The 16,675-nt window shown below is 41.1% G+C and carries 17 protein-coding genes; 7 read left to right on the top strand and 10 right to left on the bottom strand.

The features are described 5' to 3' along the window. Positions 1-10: 10 nt before the first annotated feature. Both ACM2FC_RS00700 and ACM2FC_RS00695 read right to left on the bottom strand, forming a co-directional pair. Positions 11-1,159 carry a mannitol-1-phosphate 5-dehydrogenase gene (locus ACM2FC_RS00700; protein WP_498479497.1) on the bottom strand — a complete coding sequence of 383 codons (1,149 nt, stop codon included), beginning with the start codon at positions 1,157-1,159 and terminating at the stop codon, positions 11-13. 83 nt (positions 1,160-1,242) lie between these two features. Further along, the gene (locus ACM2FC_RS00695; RefSeq protein WP_498479495.1) at positions 1,243-3,141 is read right to left on the bottom strand and encodes a PTS mannitol transporter subunit IICBA; all 1,899 of its coding nucleotides are present in this window, start codon (positions 3,139-3,141) and stop codon (positions 1,243-1,245) included. Positions 3,142-3,662: 521 nt separating this feature from the next. Between ACM2FC_RS00695 and ACM2FC_RS00690 the strand changes: the two genes are divergently transcribed. Then, complete coding sequence (locus tag ACM2FC_RS00690; RefSeq protein WP_498478892.1) at positions 3,663-4,067, top strand: ACT domain-containing protein; 405 nt, start codon at positions 3,663-3,665, stop codon at positions 4,065-4,067. Here the strand turns inward: ACM2FC_RS00690 and ACM2FC_RS00685 are convergent. Next, positions 4,050-4,181 (bottom strand): nitrogen fixation protein NifQ, encoded by a 132-nt coding sequence (locus tag ACM2FC_RS00685; RefSeq protein ID WP_498478891.1) that lies wholly within the window; start codon positions 4,179-4,181, stop codon positions 4,050-4,052. The two genes, ACM2FC_RS00690 and ACM2FC_RS00685, sit on opposite strands and share 18 nt — an antisense overlap. Before the next feature lie 207 nt (positions 4,182-4,388). Between ACM2FC_RS00685 and ACM2FC_RS00680 the strand changes: the two genes are divergently transcribed. Beyond that, complete coding sequence (locus tag ACM2FC_RS00680; RefSeq protein WP_498478890.1) at positions 4,389-5,156, top strand: SDR family NAD(P)-dependent oxidoreductase; 768 nt, start codon at positions 4,389-4,391, stop codon at positions 5,154-5,156. A 10-nt stretch (positions 5,157-5,166) separates the two neighbouring features. Here the strand turns inward: ACM2FC_RS00680 and ACM2FC_RS00675 are convergent, their stop codons facing one another. Further along, the gene (locus tag ACM2FC_RS00675; RefSeq protein ID WP_498478889.1) at positions 5,167-6,060 is read right to left on the bottom strand and encodes a LysR family transcriptional regulator; all 894 of its coding nucleotides are present in this window, start codon (positions 6,058-6,060) and stop codon (positions 5,167-5,169) included. Positions 6,061-6,161: 101 nt separating this feature from the next. Between ACM2FC_RS00675 and ACM2FC_RS00670 the strand changes: the two genes are divergently transcribed. Beyond that, on the top strand, positions 6,162-7,358 hold the full coding sequence (locus tag ACM2FC_RS00670; RefSeq protein WP_498478888.1) for an MFS transporter: 1,197 nt from the start codon (positions 6,162-6,164) through the stop codon (positions 7,356-7,358). A 28-nt stretch (positions 7,359-7,386) separates the two neighbouring features. Here ACM2FC_RS00670 and ACM2FC_RS00665 read toward each other — a convergent pair whose 3' ends face one another. Together ACM2FC_RS00665 and ACM2FC_RS00660 are read right to left on the bottom strand one after the other, a co-directional pair. Beyond that, entirely contained in the window at positions 7,387-8,010 is a 624-nt protein-coding gene (locus tag ACM2FC_RS00665; RefSeq protein WP_498478887.1) for a toxin-antitoxin system YwqK family antitoxin, read from the bottom strand. A 451-nt stretch (positions 8,011-8,461) separates the two neighbouring features. Then, on the bottom strand, positions 8,462-8,797 hold the full coding sequence (locus ACM2FC_RS00660) for an ATP-binding protein (RefSeq protein ID WP_498478886.1): 336 nt from the start codon (positions 8,795-8,797) through the stop codon (positions 8,462-8,464). A 504-nt stretch (positions 8,798-9,301) separates the two neighbouring features. On the opposite strand from ACM2FC_RS00660, the gene ACM2FC_RS00655 reads away from it, so the two are divergent. From ACM2FC_RS00655 to ACM2FC_RS00645, 3 genes are all read left to right on the top strand, one after another. Beyond that, positions 9,302-10,249 (top strand): M23 family metallopeptidase, encoded by a 948-nt coding sequence (locus ACM2FC_RS00655; RefSeq protein ID WP_498478885.1) that lies wholly within the window; start codon positions 9,302-9,304, stop codon positions 10,247-10,249. After that, positions 10,153-10,554 carry a bactofilin family protein gene (locus ACM2FC_RS00650; protein WP_498478884.1) on the top strand — a complete coding sequence of 134 codons (402 nt, stop codon included), beginning with the start codon at positions 10,153-10,155 and terminating at the stop codon, positions 10,552-10,554. Before ACM2FC_RS00655 ends, ACM2FC_RS00650 begins: the two co-directional genes overlap by 97 nt. Positions 10,555-10,791: 237 nt before the next feature. Next, complete coding sequence (locus tag ACM2FC_RS00645) at positions 10,792-11,988, top strand: tetratricopeptide repeat protein (RefSeq protein WP_498478883.1); 1,197 nt, start codon at positions 10,792-10,794, stop codon at positions 11,986-11,988. 100 nt (positions 11,989-12,088) lie between these two features. Here ACM2FC_RS00645 and ACM2FC_RS00640 read toward each other — a convergent pair whose 3' ends face one another. The 4 genes from ACM2FC_RS00640 to ACM2FC_RS00625 all read right to left on the bottom strand — a co-directional run bounded on the left by ACM2FC_RS00640 (position 12,089) and on the right by ACM2FC_RS00625 (position 14,669). Beyond that, positions 12,089-12,550 carry a copper chaperone PCu(A)C gene (locus ACM2FC_RS00640; RefSeq protein WP_498478882.1) on the bottom strand — a complete coding sequence of 154 codons (462 nt, stop codon included), beginning with the start codon at positions 12,548-12,550 and terminating at the stop codon, positions 12,089-12,091. Next, a complete protein-coding gene (locus tag ACM2FC_RS00635; RefSeq protein WP_498478881.1) occupies positions 12,547-13,164 on the bottom strand; it encodes an SCO family protein in 618 nt (205 codons plus the stop codon). The genes ACM2FC_RS00640 and ACM2FC_RS00635 overlap by 4 nt, the downstream gene beginning before the upstream one ends. Further along, the gene (locus ACM2FC_RS00630; RefSeq protein WP_498478880.1) at positions 13,161-13,589 is read right to left on the bottom strand and encodes a hypothetical protein; all 429 of its coding nucleotides are present in this window, start codon (positions 13,587-13,589) and stop codon (positions 13,161-13,163) included. The genes ACM2FC_RS00635 and ACM2FC_RS00630 overlap by 4 nt, the downstream gene beginning before the upstream one ends. A 159-nt stretch (positions 13,590-13,748) precedes the next feature. Further along, entirely contained in the window at positions 13,749-14,669 is a 921-nt protein-coding gene (locus ACM2FC_RS00625; RefSeq protein ID WP_498478879.1) for a polyprenyl-phosphate transporter, read from the bottom strand. A gap of 753 nt (positions 14,670-15,422) precedes the next feature. On the opposite strand from ACM2FC_RS00625, the gene gltS reads away from it, so the two are divergent. Further along, positions 15,423-16,649: a sodium/glutamate symporter gene (gene gltS, locus ACM2FC_RS00620; RefSeq protein ID WP_498478878.1), complete on the top strand. Its 1,227-nt coding sequence runs from the start codon at positions 15,423-15,425 to the stop codon at positions 16,647-16,649. Positions 16,650-16,675: the final 26 nt, after the last annotated feature.

Raw genomic sequence — 16,675 nt, 5'->3', positions numbered from 1 at the left:
CCCGACTCACTTACATTTGTTGAAAGGTTTGCTCAATCTTTTTAATTACTTGACTGTCTGCGTCAAGGCCAGTGTAGCTAACAATGGTATCTTTTAGGCCCCGAGTCTCTATCGACTTTTGCAATTCCACTGCTTGGCCATCGGCCTCATTCTTGTACTTAAGTGCAGCAGCGATACCTTTCAAAAGTGATTTGTTTTCAGTATCGTATTCAATTGTACCTAGTAATGGCTTTACTAATCTATCGTTTAAACTTAATTTGCGTATTGGCTGCCGAGCGACACGCTCAATTTCGTCACAAAGATACGGGTTGGCAAAGCGATTGAGTATTTTTTCGATGTATCCTAAATGCTTTTCTCTGTCGAAGGAATAACGCTGAATGAGCACTTCTCCACTTTCGAGCATGGCTTGTTTGACCTCTGCTCGAATCTGCGGATCTTCAATCGCGTCTTTGATGGTTGTATACCCTTTTAAGTTGCCTAAGTAAGCGGTAATGCAGTGACCAGTATTGAGGGTAAACAGTTTCCTCTCTACGAATGCCATCAAGTTTTGGGTGGTTTCCATTCCGTTAATAGCGGGGACAGTTCCTTTAAATTGAGTTTGGTCTACAATCCACTCGCTGAAGCTTTCTACTGTGACCTCTAGTGGGTCATCGTTCGCTGCGCCAAGTGGTGGGACAATTCGATCGACAGCAGAATCCACAAATCCTACTAAATCATCTGCTTTGCTATGAAGTGAAGGGGCTAGATATTTGTACACTTCTTCTTTTAGGTGAGTGGTTCCTCTTACCATGTTTTCGCAGGCAATAACATTTAGCGGTTGGTTGTTTCCCAATGCGAACCGAGCCTCAAGCCCTTGAGCGATGGATTTGGCTATCCGTTTGAGTACATTCGGTCCAACAGCCGTTGTAATTAAATCAGTTTTCACGATGTTACTGATTAAATCATCGCTGGCTGAATTGACAGCCGTGATATGGCGAATGGTATCGACTTTACAGTCTTTGCCAACGACTTTCACTTTGTATTCTTGTTTGTGGCTGAGCTGGTCGATAAGTGGTTTGTCGACGTCTGCAAATGTGACAGCCATGTTTGCTTCAGCTAATACTTTTCCGATGAAGCCACGGCCGATGTTACCTGCTCCAAAATGCAATGCGTTTTTCATAATAATTCTGTTCTCTTTTAAGCTATTGAGACTCAGCAGTGACCAGTTACTCATGGTCACTACCACAGCGAGTGTGTATTGAGTTATTTCGATTCGGTACCAGATAAAATTTGCAAAACGTCATCAACGTTGTTGGTACTGGTTAGTTTTTCAATTGCTTCAGGATCATCAAGCGCATTAGTAATGGTAGTGATAACTTGAATGTGCTCATCGTTTTTGGCGGCAACACCAATCACTAACTTGGCGATGTCGTCTTCATCGTCAGTGAATTGAATACCTTCGCGATATTGGCAAATGACAATGCCGGTTTGTTTTACTTTATCTTTCGCCTCAACTGTCCCGTGTGGAACTGCAATGGATTCACCCAAGTAGGTTGGAACTAAACCCTCTCGCTCAAACATTGCAGATATATACTCAGGCTCAACATAACCAAGCTTTACAAGTTGGTCGCCAGCGAACTGGATAGCTTGTTGCTTGGAATTTGCTGATAGCCCAAGGTGGATATTGTTTGGAGTCAGTTGGAAGACGCTTTTTTCTTGCGGTTGGTAATCTGTATCATTTGCAGACACTAGAGATACGTTAGTTGAGCTGTTCGTATTTTCATCCACAACAGGCGCACCTTGCGCGGTATTGATGTTTTGCACCAATTGCTCATAGAGTTCGCTGTCTAAGAAGTTTGTCAAAGGAATATGAATGGCATTTTTAGCGTATTGACGGGCACGGGCGGTCAGTTCTTTATGAGTAATCACGATATCGGCACTCTCTGTTAGGCTATTGATGGCGAGGTTTGAAACATGGATATTGAGTCCTGCGGTGGTCACTTTTTTGCGTAGTAAGCTAGCCCCCATTGCGCTGGAGCCCATACCTGCATCGCAGGCAACCACGATATTTCTTACTTCAGTGAGCGTTTTAGTGCTCTTATCAGTATTGGAGCTATCCGGCTGCTTTGTTGCGGCTTTCATGTTCGCCATTTTTTCTTTAGCTTGAGATAGAGATGTTCCTTCCCCGTCTTCTTCTTTGGATGTTTGGGTTTTTAGTAATAGAGCTGCAACAGCAAATGAAACTGCGGTTGCGGCAGAAATAGAAGCGATGACACCTAATATTGACGTTTTAGGGGTCAGCAGCAAGATGGCAAATATCGAACCCGGCGAAGCTGGAGATACTATTCCCGCATGAAATACAGTCAGCACAAACACACCAGTCATTCCACCCGCAATTGCCGCTAAAATAAGACGAGGGTTCATCAGTACATATGGAAAATAAATCTCATGGATTCCGCCAAAGAAGTGGATAATTGAAGCTCCACCCGCTGTTTGACGAGCTGTTCCTTTACCAAAGAACATGTACGCTAGAAGAATACCTAATCCCGGGCCTGGGTTAGCTTCAATTAAGAAGAAGATTGATCGCCCAGTTTCACTGGCTTGTTGAATACCAAGTGGAGAGAAAATACCGTGATTAATTGCGTTATTTAGAAATAGAATTTTCGCGGGTTCAACAAATATAGAAGTTAACGGCAGCAGATTAGCCTGAACTAGGAAGTGAACGCCCTGTGCCAATATGCCAGAAACAATAGTGACAAACGGGCCAATAAATAGAAAAGCAACAATTGCGCAAAGCATGCCAATAATGCCCGCAGAAAAGTTGTTGACCAACATTTCAAAGCCACTTTTCACTTTGCCTTCTATGTATTGATCGAAAGTCTTTATTGCTAGTCCGCCAAGTGGTCCAACAATCATTGCTCCCATGAACATAGGTATATCCGTCCCAACAATCACACCCATGGTTGTGATCGCACCAACAATCGCACCACGTTCACCTCCAATCAATTTACCTCCGGTATAACCGATGAGCAGAGGTAGAAGGTAGGTGATCATTGGATCAACCATTGAGGCTAATGTTGGGTTAGGTAGCCAGCCTGTAGGAATAAATAGTGCGGTTATAAAGCCCCAAGCGATAAATGCGCCTATGTTGGGCATAACCATATTTGATAAGAAGCGGCCAAAATTCTGTATCTTAATCTTAGCGTCTGGTGATATCATAGGGATTCCCCGTTTGATGTTTTTATTAATTCTTGTGTAGTACGGTTCGCCAAAACCGCTGGTTGTTTAGTTCACAGTCAATTTACCACACAATGCTAAATAACGGCTGATAACGGGTTTTTGTTATTTTCTTCACATATTTTTGTGGTGAAAGAGATTTTAATGTGACTTTTGTCTCTTATTGGTTGTGTAATTAATTTTCAAAATTTCTTATTCTTACAAGTCAAATTAAAATGGATGATCAATATCACATTTAATTTTATTTTTGGTAGATATAAATTGTGATCAATGTCTTATTTATATCTTTTTAGTAACTATTCTGGATTTTTAATGTGACTTTTATCTCATTGTGTTTGAGATCTCCTTTTTATTTAATGTGACATGGGTCTACAAGTTAAGTATTCTGAAAATCACGCACACCAATTTGTTGGGTAATTTCACTGTTTTATTAAGGGTAGATACTTATGGCGGGCATTGTCGATCTAGACAAGTTAATTCAATCTATGTCTCCACAGCTGCAAGATGGAGAATATGTGTTTTGCTCTATCCCTCAACAGTTATTCGCTCAGTACGCCTATCTAGAACCTATTTGTACTTTTCAAGAAAGTGAAGGGTTTACGTTAATTACAACGGTAGAGAAAGCGATGAAAGCTCAACTTTCATTTGAAGGAACGTTCAAGCAAATTACCTTGCAAGTGCATTCAAGCCTAGAGGCTGTTGGGTTAACGGCTGCAGTATCAAATAAGTTGGCGTCTGTTGGAATTAGTGCCAATGTTGTTGCTGCCTACTATCATGACCACGTATTTGTGCCATCAGATCATGCCGAGCAGGCGATGGTAGCCTTACAGCAGTTATCCATTCAGGAATAGTCCCCCAGTGTAACACTCGTTGTAGCTTGGACATTCTCTGCATGATGCGGAGGGGCAGATTGGTAACCCTGAGTCGAGGCAAAACTGTCGGTATAGAAATTTTTTCCATCTCATAGCGTTACTAATATTTCGTACCTAACGTTTTTTACGAATTGAGTCAAATAGTTACCGTCAAAGGAGTGCAGCTGACAGGATACCTATTATTCCTCGTTCATGTGGAAAACAAAGATCCCATTTTAGTCAGCGAAAACCTTCTTGGAAGAAGGTGCTTTTTTCTCTAAGATCTCACCAATTTTCCGCTAACGTAAAATCGAGTTTTTAATGAATTACAATGACAGCGTAGTCTATCGCTCTTTAGACAAAAAATGTGTGGTGATTACTGGTGCTGCGTCTGGGATTGGTGCTGAATTGGCTAGGGCTTTTGCCAGCCAAGGTTCAAAAGTGGCTATTTTAGATATCCAACAAGATACTGGGCGGGCTCTAGCCACGGAAATTCACGGTGAGTTTTATCAGTGTGATGTGACGGATATTGAGCAGTTACAGTTTGTCTTATCTGAAGTTCAGGCTCAACTAGGAGCAATTGATGTTTTGGTAAATAATGCTGCTAGCGATGCACATCACTCATTGGAAGATCTGACAGAGCTGGAATATAACGAGCGGATGAATATTAACTTAAGACATCAATTATTTGCGATTCAGTCTGTTGTGCCGAGTATGGAAGAAAACGGCAGTGGTTCGATTATTAACATGGGATCAATCATTTGGCGTCGTGGAAAACCTGGGCGTGTATGTTATTCGATTTCTAAAGCTGCAATTCATGGCATGACACGAGCACTTGCTCATGAGCTTGGTGCAAAAGGGATTCGTGTCAATTCATTAGTGCCCGGAGCGATCAAAACGCCTAAGCAGGAAGCTATGTGGGCGAATTTAGACCCAGAAGCGGAGCTACGCTTTATCGATCAACAAGCGCTTAAAGTCAGACTTGATGGTACCCACTGTGCTCGTATGGCGTTGTTTTTAGCCTCCGATGAATCTTCTGGCTGCACAGGGCAAGACTTTATCGTCGATGCTGGGTTGAGTATTAACTGATGACTTAATTCTAAATTCTCGTCTCCTTTAAGTGATCTAAAAAGGCTTTTACTTTGGGGGGCAAGAACGTTCTTGTGGAGTAGTATGCATACAAGTCTAATTTCAGCGGTTCAAGATCTAACTTAATCCTTTCTAGTTTTGAGTCTCTTATTTCACTTTCACATACTTGCTCTGCTAGTATGGCGAAGCCAAGGCCAGCAATAGCCGCTTGTTTGGCCATACTTCCGCTATTCACTTTAAAATTTGAAACGACACTTAAGGTTAATGGCTGCATGTTCTTTGACGTTTGAAACTTCCAAGGGGTGCCATTGAGAGCAGTGGTCGTCGTTATAAAGGGAAGCTTTCCTAACTCTTTAACCGTCTTAGGTCGCCCCACTTTTTCTATCAGCTTAGGGCTGCCAACAACAGCACTTTTCCAACTAGCGATTTTAGTTGCAATCCAATTTTTATCGGCGAGCTTGCCTCGGTTAAAGCTTAAAATGACGTCATAGCCATCTTGCAACGTGATTCTTGAGTCAAGGCTAGTGTCACATGACACTGATATTGATGGGTGTTCAACGACAAATGATGTAATTGCTTCTCCAAGCACGGGTATGTCGGGTACTAACAGTTTTAGTTGCCCCGATAGTGTATTGTTGTTGGATTTAATGTCGTCGAATGCTTCTTCAAGCGCAGCCGTTAGGTGGTGAGTTCTTTCATATAATCGGATACCCGCTTCTGTAGTGGAAACTTTTCTTGTGCTCCGTTCAAACAACCTGACGCCTAGATGTTTTTCCAACAAACTAATATGTCTACTGACATTTGTACTTGGTATCCCGAGTTGCTCGCTTGCTCGAGAAAAGCTGTTGCAGTGATGGACACAATAAAAACTTTCAAGCCAGATTTGATCTATCTTACTGTTCACTTAATTATCCCATAATATGAAATAGTGAAAGCTATTCTAGCTAGTTTATCTTATTGTCTGCAATAAATAACCTTAGTGTTTTCTATAAGGAAACACTAATTATGTATTTGAAAAATGGTTCTATTTATTACTTTCAGTCAATGGGCGTTTCAATCTATACCCATTTTGTTATCGCGATCAGTTCACTTCTCGTTATTCCGTTGGCTGCTTATATATCACAAGATATTGGATTGTCTCCTTCCTTGATTGGCTACCTAGTGAGTGGCAAGGCGGTTTCGGCGTTAATTACCAGCTACTTGGTGAGAAAAAGGCAACCAAGTGATCTGCAGGTTATGAAAATGCTATTGCTGGCTCTATCTGTGGTGACTTATTTATTTGCACAAGTGAGCTCATTTCCGTTGATGTTGGTTTATCAGAGCCTTATAGGCTGTTTTGGTGGAGCACTCTCGGTCATGAATTTCAATGATACCGTGGCATGTGGAAAAGTAAGCATGCAAAAGAAACGAATGGGTTCGTTGTTAAGCTGTTACCCTCTTGCTCTCGCAATTGGAGTATCGCCACTCATTTCTATTGCTGGTGAATATGGTTGGAGAACATCGCTTGAGCTACTAGCAGCGCTCCATTTGGTGGCTTTTTTTTGTGTGTTACCTCGAGTGAATAATGCTCCAGTTAAAGCCGATGACACACAGTTATTGAATGACCATTTTCAATCAGTGAGTTGGCGAGACTTCTTCTTGTGCAGCTCTACGTTGTTTATATGTGTATTTAGTACGTTTCTATTTTCCATTCAGCTGCCAACTTTCTTACTCACAAAGCTTCACCTTCCTTCATTTTTGCTCAGCGCGAGCTATGTAGTGGGCGGATTGGGCTGCTACATCACAATCAATAGGTATTCCTCTAAGCAAGACGCTTTCCTTCCTTCATGGATCATCGTAGGGGCATCTTTTGGAGTAGCTATATTGGCTATTGTGGTATTTTCTTCCCAACAGCTGCCAGTGGCTGTTGTTGCATTTGTTCTGTTTATTTTGCTCAGCGCAAGCCGCACGTTAGTGGTCAAAACTGACATACTCCAACACTCAAACTCTGAGCTGAGAACGTTGATGATTGGAACTCAAGGGGGAGTGCAGTATTTAGCGATGGCTGCCGCTGGCGGTGTAGGAAGTGTTATCTTGTCTTCGGGGCACAGTAGCCAGAATTACTCTTTGCTAGCAGAGTTTGGGCTTGCAATATCTTTGCTGGTGCCTATTCTGTGTACGTTGATTCGTTTACGTTTTAGAAAAAAGCCTAGCGATTGCTAGGCTTTAAAGTTTTTATTTCGCAGAGTGATTAGCTGTGAGCGTCACTTGGTAACCAAGATTGCTCTGAAATCAAACGCTGGTGTCTAAATGTTAGCTGTTCTACTTTTTGACCTTCAGGGTTCCAGCAAGTCACAGTTCCATCTTTTAGAGCGCCATCTTTATACTTTGCTTCAGTCGCTTTATGGCCGTTAGGGTAGTAGTGAATGAAGGTACCATTCTCTTTACCATTCACGTAATTCGCAGTGAGTCGTTTTTCACCGTTAGGGAACCAACGCTCGACGTGGCCATTTAGCTTGCCGTTTTTGTATACGAGTTCAGCTTTTTTCGCTCCGTTCGGATACCAAGCTTCAACTTTGCCATCTATTTTCCCTTTTACATAGTGGATCTTAGATGCAACCTGTCCGTTAACAAACCAGTTGGTTTCTTGTCCATATTCCAAGCCATTCTTGAATTGAGCTTTGGTTGCAAACTGGCCGTTGTCATATTTTTCAACATACTTACCAGTATAAGGCGTAGTTTGATTTACCTGATAAGCGACTCCTTGTCTTACTTGTAGGTAGTCGACAGTTTTTTCGCTAGATGTAGTTGTAGCCGCATAGGTCGCGCCGGATACTGCACTTAGCGCAATTATCAAAGGTACATATTTTTTCATAGGAACGCCTCTTTATAACTGACTATTCTCAATTGGATATTGGATTGAGCTGGATTACAGCATTCCATTTCAATAATTAAATGTCTTTATTTAATTTGGAATACATACTTTCCACAAATGTTATCCAATTTTTTGGAACTTTTTTAAAATCCAACAATCATGATGAATTTAATGTGTATAGTGAGTGCTAACTTCTTACTATTCAGTAATATATATCTATAATATTGACATCGGTTTTATGATTATTTATCTATTATCACCTAATGGTAATAAAGTTCAAAGATTTATATCAATAAATAATTTATACAAAATAATAGTGTTTAAAATTGCACTCTTTTTTTGATATATAAATTATATGTTTTGTGAATTACTGTGAGTATTAGTAATTATTAATGTATATGTTTGTCTATCTTCCCTATATTTGAACAATATGGGAAGATAGAATCATGGATTAACTAGAAAATGTGCCCCTAATAAAAGTGGTTTGACTGACGGTGTGACCTGCATTATCAGTGACCTGCAAAGTGTACTCTTTATTAGAATGGGTAATATTGGACAGATAGAACATACCATCTTTGTTGGTGTTATAAACCTCTGAGGTCGTCTTACCTTTCACCGTGACTGGCGTATTCGCTAATACTTGGCCATTCTCGGACACAGTAACACCAGTAAATTGCCCCATTGGTATCACTTGAAAGTTAACATTGTTAATTCCTTTTGCGAAAGCAAACCCAGCGGTTGAAGTCATTAGAGCGAACGCAAAAATGGTCAGTAGCGCTTTTTTCATATTGATATCCCTCGTATTCATTATCGTTAATCAATGTTCAAATTTGTGGTTTTATTTAAATGTGCATTTTGCTGGATATCGTTTAAAAGCCAGTGAGTAGGGAGTCACCCATCTTTGGATTTAAAGGATAAGTAGAACACAAGGTTTAAGTTACGCCTTTTTAGATGAATCAATGATGAATAAAGTCGACAGGTTTGATTTATAAGGTACTGATAAATTTACATAAATTTACGCTTCGTTCACGATGGAGTCAAACTGGTGGAATATCTCTGGTTGAACTCTGTGTAGAGTCTATACTTTTGATATGTGTGTCACATAAATTTGTTGATATTGCAAAGATATAGTGAGTTATTTAAAGGAGCATTTGTTCATTATTTTCGCTCAGTATCACATTGTGATCATTTGCCCGAGCAAAATAGCCACTTTATAAGGCGGGCGGGACAAAGAAATTAATAGATTTTGCTAGACTTTGGAGTAATTTACATTCTCTATTTAAATAAGTTAATGAAAGAAAGAGTTGTGGTATCGGTTTCTTCAATTCATGGAACCAAGCATTTCCATCTCGACAAATGGTATCGCCAATTCCTAAAAGGGTTTGGCTATTTTGTGGCGGCTGGAATAGTGACCATTGCTTGCGTTATTTATTACTTAATGGGGGAAGTGGATTTCGCCAAATTAAAACAACAAGAACTAGAAACTAAGTCGATGACTCTAACCGAAGAAGTTGAGTCTTTAAAGCTACTGAAGTCGAATTTAGAAAGCGATCTACTCGATAGAGAAGAGCGCATAAATACTGTTTCTGACCGATTAGGGGATTTGGAAAAAGCCCTTGGAATGGAAGAAAGCAGCGGGGTTTTGGAGACGCGGCTAGATACAGCAGCAATTAACTCTTCCGTGCGAATGGTGATGCTTACTCAGATCCCAAGCGGTGCTCCAGTGATAAATGCACGTATATCTTCAGGTTATGGAAAAAGGAAGCACCCAGTAACAGGCACGTTAAAAATGCATCGAGGACAGGACTTTGCCGTTAACACAGGAACCCCCGTGTATGCTCCCGCTGATGGTGTGGTCGAAGTGGCGCGCTCAAGTGACAAAGGTTCAGGAAACTTTCTTCGTTTGCAACATAGTTATGGATTTTCAAGCTCTTATTCGCATTTGCACAAATTCAAGGTCAGAACGGGTGACTTTGTTAAGAAAGGCGACTTAATTGCGCACTCAGGGAACAGTGGATTGTCATCAGGACCTCATCTTCACTATGAGATTCGATTTGTCGGACGCTCGTTGGATCCTCGGCCCTTTGTAGATTGGAGCGTGAACAATTTTGAAATCATATTTAGTAAGGTACGAGGTATCAGATGGGAATCTTTAGTAAACCGCGTCGAGCTGAGAGTCAGCAGTCAGCTACAACTCTCATCGCAAAAGGCTGTTCTATTACAGGACAACTCAAGTTAGAAAGTGACTTACAGGTCGATGGCTCTGTGGAAGGGCAAGTTAACGCTGAAAAAACGCTAGTAATTAGCGAAACTGGTTTAATTTCAGGGGAGATTTTTGCTGAGAGAGTTCTAGTGAATGGGCGTTTTGAAGGCACTTGTCACGCTGCCAGTATAGAAATATTGAGTAAGGGAAAAGTGTCTGGAACGCTTTATACTGATGACTTGAGTATCGAGCAAGGTGGCAAGTTCCTTGGTGAAACGCATGCTTCTCCAGATAAGCAGGTAGTTGACCTTCAAGGGGTAAAAACAAAAGTGGAAGTGTGACGCCTCTGACAGGTTTACCTCCATGTTCCTTCTGTCTTTGATTCCCTTCCTTTGAGGTGTTGGAGGATATCGTTTCTTCGCCCTCTCCAAAGCGCAGTTCATGTTGTTATGGTGAGCTGTTTTCCTTAATGAGTTTGGGTTAACGTATTAATTTTTGTGACCTAAACTTAAATAAGTAAATAAATTTTAAATAGATTGCGTCGATAGCAAGATATTGAAGTGAACTGGCTGATGCACATGAATATTTTTGGAATTGCAATAGGAGTAACCGGACTAGCACTAATATTGGTGTTTTTATGGATGCTGTCGTTATCGATGCGACGCAAGCGGCTTGAAAGAGAGAAAAAGGAAAGAGAAGTCGCTTATAGGAAAGCGTTAGAAAAGGACAGAAAACAAGAGCACCAAGAAAAAATCAGTAAGGCCGAAGGTGGTGATATTTCTACTATTTTATTTTTGGCAAAAGAAGCAGAGCGTAAAAACCTGAAAGAAGCGATGTACTGGTATAACAAAGCGGCAGAGCTCGACAACGTGAACGGCATGTATGGTGTGGTTCGAGTTAGCGCCCGGGTGCATCAAGATGCTGTTGTTAAAGAGCGAGCGAGGTTTTGGCAACTTCGTATCAAAGCCGCTGAAGGCAATATACCCGCGAAGTTTGATGTTGGCACGGCATACATTCATGGTCGTGGTACCACAAAAAACATAACTAAAGGTATAGAGTTTATCACTCAAGCCGCCAATGAAAATCATATTCAGTCAATACTGTATTTGGGTGATTGGAACTTATCTTCTCAAAACCCAAAAAAGAGCGCTCGAGAAGCGGTCGTTTGGTACAAAACTGCTGCTCAGCTGAGAAGTAATCAGGGACGTATGAAGCTGGGTAATTGCTATTTGAAAGGGCTAGGTACTCAACAAGATCATAATCGAGGGGTGTATTGGCTGGAGCGTGCAGCCGAAAAAGGGGACAGCAAAGCAATGTACTTAGCTGGTGAAGCATGGATGGATAGAGGCCCGAGTGGTAACGCCATTGCTTATATTTGGCTGTTTCTTTCTGCAAACTTCGGTTATGCACAAGCTAAGGCGTTACGTGATCAGGTTGGCTCAGACATTGGCGTGGATACTATCGTGGGCTTGCAAACTTTTGCCAAACCCATGCTTAAAAAAATTGAAGAGAAAACCGTTAGTAAGCACTCCATCATCAAAGTACTCAACAAGTTATATAAGCGTAAAGTGCCCTTGGTTGATAATATCGGGAATGCGATACAAGCTACTGAAGAAAAGATTACTAGTGAAGGCGAGGAAAGTGTTCCTTTTACTGAAATTAGCCTTAGTGAAGAAGCTCAACCAACACAAGTCTCAGAAGAATACCTGCCACCCTCTGACGCGAGTAAACTCGATTTCTCATCCTCCCCAATAGATAAAAGCTCAAATAGCTAGACGGGAAAATATTCTATAACCTTACTTACTAGCTGAGTATGATATCCATCTATGTATAAAAAGCAGCAACTTCCGTGAGTTGCTGCTTTTTTAATAACTATCAATGATGGTTATGCGTCATTTTCATTCCAGCTTCAACTTTTTCTACCGGAACATCTAATGTTTGTGTTTCGCCATTAGCAAATTTTAGCTGCACTTTGATTTGTTCACCTGGAACTAATGGTTGCTTGAGGTTCATCAACATTAAGTGGAAGCTTCCCGGTTTTAGCGTTACTTCTCCATTGGCAGGAATTTTGATTTTTTCTATCTCACGCATTTGCATAGTATCACCATCTCTAAACACATTGTGTAGCTCAATTTTCTCTGCTACAGGTGTCGATGCTGAAACCAAGTATCTGTCTGTGTTTCCAGCGTTTTTGATTTCTACAAACACAGCGCTGTTTGTTGCGTGAGGAGGAGTTGCACGTGCATACGGGTTAACCTCTTTTACTTCTGAAGTTTGAGCAAAAGTGACTAGCGGAGTTATTGCTAAGCTGGCAATTAAAAGCGCTTTCAACTTCATGTTACATTTCCTTGTTGATATTGACTGACGACAGTTTTAATCGCTTGCACTAAAGGAGCAGGCGATTGGATATGTGGGACTTTTGTAATGAGTGTCCCATCAGGTTTTAAAATATAGAAATACGAGCTGTGATCGATGGTGTATTTTAGCTCAGAGTCTGGAAGCTGAGTTTTGTGGAATATAACGCCATATTTATGAGCAACTGCTTCGGTGACGCTGTAGGGTGCGGTTAGCCCTTCAATCATAGGGTTAAAGTAGTGTGCGTACTGGCCTACTATTTTTGAAGTATCTCTTTCTGGGTCTAATGTGATAAAAATTGGCCACAATTCAGACTTGGTTTTATCGTCTAGTTGGTTAAGCGCACCGGCTAGCATCGCTAAAGAAGTCGGGCATACATCTGGGCAATGAGTAAAGCCAAAGTACACAATTCTTAATCGCTTGTCCTTGGGGTTGAATATTTGAACAGGTTGATCACCTGTGCTAAAAAATGTTGCTTGAGCAACGTTAACAGGTTCAGAGGTATGTTTTTCTACCTGTGGCGCATTCCATAGCGCATTTGCGCCCAAACCAGCAGCAAAGGCAATAATTAAAAAGAAAAGCCATTTTTTGTTCATCGCGTTGTCCTAATAGCGGGGTAAACGGTCTGTTTGCCGTCAGAAAGTTCGCCTAACCAAGTCATTGAGTTCGTAGTACAAGCAGGAACGATAACTTCCCCTTGATATATCCCTTCTCGTAACTGAGTGAGTTTGAAAACAGGTTTACCCATGTCCATTTCCAGTCCAGTTAATGTAAGTTCAAGTGACGTTGCCTGCGCGGTTGGCCAGCTGATAGTCAGAGTGAAAGGAGCCAACGGGTGTGGGTTGTCTTCATTTAGCCTCATAGTTACGCCATTTTGCTCACAAGAAGAGGACGAAAGAACGCAATATTGCTCTGTAGATTGCTTTTTCACAGGTTGGTCTTCGTGAGCAAAAAAATTTTGAATTACAAACCCAACAATGAATGCAAGCGCGATGGCACTTAATTTAACAGCAGCTTGCATGCCAAACTTCCCTAGACATTAGACTCTATATCAAGTGCAGGATCTTATCATGACTGATAGAGAGTATTGGTTTGGAAGGGAAAAAGTGTGGAATTACGCAAAAATGGAGCCATAAGGCTCCACTATTTGTTCATTATTTGTCGACTACAGTTATTTTGCTTAGCTACTTGTTCGCTCCGCGAATTTTTCTAAGCCTAACACTATAACTACAGCAGCAATCATCATGATTAATGCCAACCAGAAGCGATCGGGTTGGGAAGTAACCGCTTGGTAATCAAATGGCATCAGGTTGTGCTGAAGTTGAGGAACTTGCTCTCCATGAGAGTTGAGTCTCCAGCTCAATGTTTCTTTCCAAGGCCAAATTTTAGGTAAAGTTCCCATCATTAGACCAATTAAAAAGGTGATGGTGAGATCCCTATATTTTCTCAAAAGCCAAGATAGGAAATGGGAAAAAGTGAGTAGCCCAACAACGCAACCACAAGCGAATAACACCAATACATCAATTTGTAGTGATTTAACTGCATCAAGAACTGGCGTATAGATACCAATAAGCAGAAGAATAAAGCTGCCTGAAATTCCCGGTAAAATCATCGCACATATCGCTATCGCACCTGATAATACTAGGTTGAGACTCGTTGGCTCCACTTGGGAAGGTGAGATAACGGTAATGGTATAGGCGGCAATAACTCCGACCACCAAGGTCATAAACCTCGATATGGACTTATGTTCTACTTGCCTAAACATATGGTAAACAGAGACCAAAATTAAGCCAAAAAAGAAGGACCAAACAGGTATTGGATAGGCGATGAGAAGCCATGAGATAAGTTTGGCTAAGGTGGCAATGCTGGTTAGGATACCCGCAAAAAGTGCAATAAGAAACCCACCGTTAATATGATCAAAAGCGGCTTTAATTCCTTGTTTTTTAATTATTTTAAAAAGATTAAAATTGACTCGTCGGATACTTTCTAGAAGGTGGTCATAGATTCCGGTAATGAAGGCGATCGTTCCACCAGAAACACCTGGGACAACATCTGCGGCACCCATCGCTAGACCTTTCAGAAATGTAATTAGATAGTTCATTGATTTTCGTAGTTTAATAGTTTCATACCCGCAGTATACAAATTAATGTGTAGAAAAAGTATCAAAACTCCTAGGGCGTGTATAAGGTCGAGCTAGGAGTAGTAAGCGAAGTAAAGATTCGATTGATAATTCCCTTTATAAGAAACTTGGTGAGTATCAAGTTGCATGCATTTTGCATTTTGCAATTGCAATTTGAGAATAAATGCTCGAGTTAGGGGTGATTTTGCCTATGAACGTCATGTTTTATGTTGATTAAAAGTTGGCACGCATGCTGCATATATTAAATCGACCCTTCTTAAAGCCGAGGGTCACCTAGCCAACTGACGTTGTTAGTGAATGTAATATTGTTCACACATTATAGAGGCCAATCGAATATTGCGATTGGCTATTTTTTTGTCTGTAAATCAGCTTGTTGCTTTATTCCTTTCCTACGTTTAATTCGCCCCTTTTCAGTATGCAGGCCCTGTTTGTTACTTGATTGCGAGCACATATTGTCGCTTCTTATTCGACAATTTGCGCAAAAGCCTTTATTAATATGCGCTTTGTTTTTTACTTTGGTCATTTTGAATTTTCCAAGCAGCTTTAAAGCAAGGATTCTCGTCTAGATTCGGTGGGTAATAAAGGCTCCACTAAAACTCTTTTTTGTTCACAGTGAAAGGATGGAGCTTTGTTGAGCCTAATTAATAAGGCCCTGGGAATTAGTGGTAGAGTAAGGCTTGGAAGATTGACTCCATAATAATAAATAGAGGTAGTATGAATCAGGTCATGTCGGTAGGCCCCTTTGAATCTTTTCTAATCGCATTGTGCGTCTTGTTTTTAGGCCATCTTGTGAATGAAAAAATCACCATCTTGAGAAAATATAATATTCCAGAACCTATTGTTGGCGGTGTTGTTATCGCGTCTGTCGTGATGGGACTTCATTTTTATGGAGTAGACATTAATTTTGCCTTACCTCTCTCAAATACATTCATGCTGATGTTTTTCGCTTCGGTGGGGCTTGCTGCTAACTACAAGCAACTCATAAAAGGGGGAGCAAAAGTTTTCGTATTTTTGGCGGTCGCGACTGTCTATATCATTATTCAAGATGGTGTAGGGGTTACATTGGCTAATGCGCTGGGACTGAACCCTCTGCTAGGGTTGATTGCAGGCTCAATAACACTTTCTGGTGGGCATGGAACTGGTGCGGCATGGGCGCAGACGTTTTCTCAACAATATGGATTGCCGAATACGCTTGGAATCGCGATGGCGTCAGCCACATTTGGGCTTGTCATTGGTGGGATTATCGGCAGCCCGATTGCGCAGAAACTCATAAACAAACATCAACTCAGTTCTGAATATGGTGCCACTGATCATACCCACGATAAATTCCCTGAAGTTGTTACTTACAATGAAAATGAAGAGGATCGAGTCACGGCGAAAAAAGTGATAGAAGGTGTTTTCGTGTTACTTATTTGCGTGACAGGAGCGCAGTACTTACAGCACTTTGTCAACTCATTCCACATACAGTGGTTGATGATTCCTGACTTTGTGTATGCGTTGTTTATCGGTGTGTTTATTACCAATGTTTCTGAACTAACTAAAATTCGCAAAGTGGATGCAGAGGCTGTTGATATTTTAGGGACCGTGTCTCTTTCACTGTTCCTTGCAATGGCGTTAATGAGCTTAAAATTGTGGAATATTTTTAGTTTGGCGTTGCCGTTACTGATTATCTTGGCAGTTCAATCAATCATTATGGGCTTTTTTGCTTACTATGTGACGTATCGAGTGATGGGGTCAAACTATGATGCTGCTGTTATTTCTGGAGGACATTGTGGTTTTGGTCTAGGGGCAACCCCAACAGCAGTGATGAATATGGGATCGTTAGTGAATCGATTCGGCCCCTCTCCCCAAGCATTTTTAGTTGTTCCAATAGTGGGTGCGTTTTTTATCGATATCATGAACTTAATTGTTATACAGGGATACATTTCTTTTATAGGTTAGGCCCAGTCGCGGAGAGCAGTCTGCTC

The sequence above is a fragment of the Vibrio sp. A37 genome, from assembly GCF_059777565.1.
The sequence above is the reverse complement of the archived record's forward strand: the minus strand, read 5'-3'. Positions and strand labels throughout refer to the sequence as shown.